Annotated in this window: 1 protein-coding gene; it reads left to right on the top strand. The window is 67.5% G+C overall.

Annotated elements, in window-relative coordinates:
• The first annotated feature begins 197 nt into the window (after nt 1–197).
• Nucleotides 198–2,822 carry a plasma-membrane proton-efflux P-type ATPase gene (locus QZY48_RS05275; protein ID WP_295428673.1) on the top strand — a complete coding sequence of 875 codons (2,625 nt, stop codon included), beginning with the start codon at nt 198–200 and terminating at the stop codon, nt 2,820–2,822.
• The last annotated feature ends 142 nt before the right edge of the window (nt 2,823–2,964 follow it).

Here is a 2,964-nt window from a genome sequence, read left to right as displayed (position 1 = left end):
GTCGGCCTGAAGGCCGACCGACACACCGCGGTGGCCGGAACGATGATCGAGGCCGGTTTGCGTATGACCCGCCCTGGCGTGGGGGCGGTGGGCGAGGGTGGGCCGGGAGAGCGGCCCACATTGGGTATTTCGCGCCTTGCGGGCGATCCCCACCGCGCGCCAGGTTCGCGTCCAATGACAAGAGGAGAGGAGATGCTATGACCACACAACTTGCCGTGGACCCGGCCGCCGCGGCTGACACCAGTGCGGCAGCCGTGACGGCCGCCGCCAACGCGGCCCCGACCGGCGCCGCAGCCCCGACCACCCTGGGTCCCGCCGCCATCACGGCGGAACTGGCCAAACTCGGGACCTCGCCCAAGGGCCTCACCGCGGACGAGGCCCGCAGCCGACTGGAGAAGTTCGGACCCAACGCCATCGTCGCCCACGAGGAGAGCCGCTGGACCAAGCTCATCGGCTACTTCTGGGGACCCATCCCCTGGATGATCGAGGCCGCAGCCCTGATCTCGCTGGCCCGCGCCGACTGGCCGGATTTTGCCGTGGTGACGGGCCTCTTGCTCTATAACGCCGCGGTCGGCTTCTGGCAGGACAACAAGGCGGCCAATGCGCTCGCCGCACTCAAGAAGGGCCTGGCGCTCAAGGCGCGGGCGCTGCGCGGCGGCCAGTGGCTGTCGGTGGACGCCGCCGACTTGGTACCCGGTGATGTGGTCACGGTGGCCGCGGGGGAGATCCTGCCGGCCGACTGTCTGCTGCTCGAGGGTGAATATCTCAGCGTCGACCAGTCGGCCCTGACCGGCGAATCGCTGCCGGTGTCCAAGCGGGTCGGCGACGGCGCCTATTCGGGCAGCGTCGCCAAGCAGGGGACCATGACGGCAGCGGTCACCGCCACCGGCAACCAGACCTTCTTCGGGCGCACCGCCAAGCTCGTCGCCTCCGCCGGCTCCAAGTCGCACTCCGAACAGGCGGTGCTGCAGATCGGCGACTTCCTGATCCTGCTCGCACTCGCCCTGGCGGTCGTGCTGGTGGGCTTCCAGGTCTATCGTGATGTCGTGGTCGCCGATGTCTGGGGCTGGAGTACGGTGGGTGCCATCGCCCAGTTCGTACTGGTGCTGCTGATCGCCTCGGTACCGGTCGCCATGCCGGCCGTGATGTCCGTGACCATGGCCTTGGGGGCGCTCGCGTTGTCGAAGGAAAAGGCGATCGTCTCGCGGCTCTCGGCGATCGAGGAACTGGCCGGGGTCGATGTGCTGTGCAGCGACAAGACCGGCACCCTGACCATGAACCAGCTCAAGCTGGATGAACCCATTCCCTATGGTCGGGCCCAGCCGCAGGACGTGGTGTTCGCCGCCGCGCTGGCGAGCCAACGCAACAGCGAGGATGCCATCGACCAGGCAGTCCTGCACGCCCTGGCCGACCCCAAGGCCTTGGATACGGTCACCCAGACCAGATTCGTCCCCTTCGATCCGGTGAACAAAAAGACCGAGGCGACGGTCACGGACGCCCAGGGCCGCAGCTTCCAGTACGCCAAGGGGGCGCCGCAGGCGATCGCCGACCTGTGCCACCTGGACCCGGTGACCCGCGGCAAGTATGACGGCCAGGTCAACGACCTGGCCGGGCGCGGCTACCGGGCCCTGGGGGTCGCCAGCTCCGGGGACGACGGCAAGACCTGGACCCTGGTGGGCCTGCTCTCACTGATGGACCCGCCGCGGCCCGACGCCAAGTCGACCATCGCCGAGACCCAGAGGCTCGGCCTGGCGGTCAAGATGGTCACCGGCGACGACGTGGCCATCGGCAGCGAGATCGCCAAGCAACTGGGGATGGGCGGACACCTGCTGGTGGCGGGCGACGTGTTCAAGGAAGGCACCGACCCGGACCAGATCCCCATGTCCGCCGCCCGCGCGGTGGAGCGGGCCGACGGCTTCGGGCGCGTCTTCCCGCAGCACAAATACCAGATCGTCAAGGCCCTCCAGCAGTTGGGCCACCTGGTCGCGATGACCGGCGACGGGGTGAACGACGCCCCGGCCCTGAAGGAGGCCGATTGTGGTGTGGCGGTGAGCGGTGCCACCGATGCCGCCCGCAGCGCCGCGGCCCTGATCCTGACGGCACCGGGGCTCTCGACCATCGTCAACGCGATCGTCGAGGCGCGCAAGATCTTCGAGCGGATCAGGAGTTATGTCTATTACCGCATCGCCATGACGCTCGACATCATGTTCGTGGTGGTGATGGCCTATGTCTTTTTCGGCTTCCAGCCGTTGACCGCCATCATGATCGTGGTGCTCGCCCTGCTCGACGACATCCCGATCATGACCATCGCCTATGACAATGTGGAGACCGCGCCGCGCCCGGTGCGCTGGCAGATGCAGCGCATCCTGATCTTCTCCTCGCTGATGGGTCTCTTCGCCATCGCACAGAGCTTCGGCCTGGTCCTGGCCGGAATGGAATGGATGAGCGACCCCTCGCTCATGGCCAAGTTCGCGCTCGACCACAACCACTTGCAGACGATGCTGTTCCTCCAACTCGCGGCCGGCGGCCACCTGCTGCTGTTCGTGGTGCGCACCAGGCGGTCAATGTTTGTCCCGCCCTACCCGAGCCTGCCGCTCTTCCTGGCCATCGTGGCGACGCAGGCCGTGGCGGCCCTGATGTGCGCCTTTGGCGTCTTGGTGCCGCAACTGCCCTGGGACCTGATCGGTATCGTGTGGGTCTACTGTCTGGCCTGGATGGTCGTGATCGATGGGGTTAAGCTGATCTACTATCGGGTCCTCGACCGGCGCGACGCGACGCAGACCCGGTTGAGCCAGCCGATCGCCGCACTGCCGGCGCGGTGAGGGAGAGCGCCAAGGTGCGGGGCGGGGTTGCAAGCCCCGTCCCGCCCCGGCAAGAGCGGTCCGTGCGAAAACTAACCTTATTAATCTGTCTCGTTCGGCCGATTGGCCTTGGGCACCAGTCCAGGCGGCGGGTGGTCCGCGC

The organism is uncultured Thiodictyon sp. (assembly GCF_903828115.1).
In the GTDB taxonomy this organism is placed as follows: domain Bacteria; phylum Pseudomonadota; class Gammaproteobacteria; order Chromatiales; family Chromatiaceae; genus Thiodictyon.
Note: the sequence above shows the minus strand (reverse complement) of the source record. Positions and strands in the feature narration are given on the sequence as shown.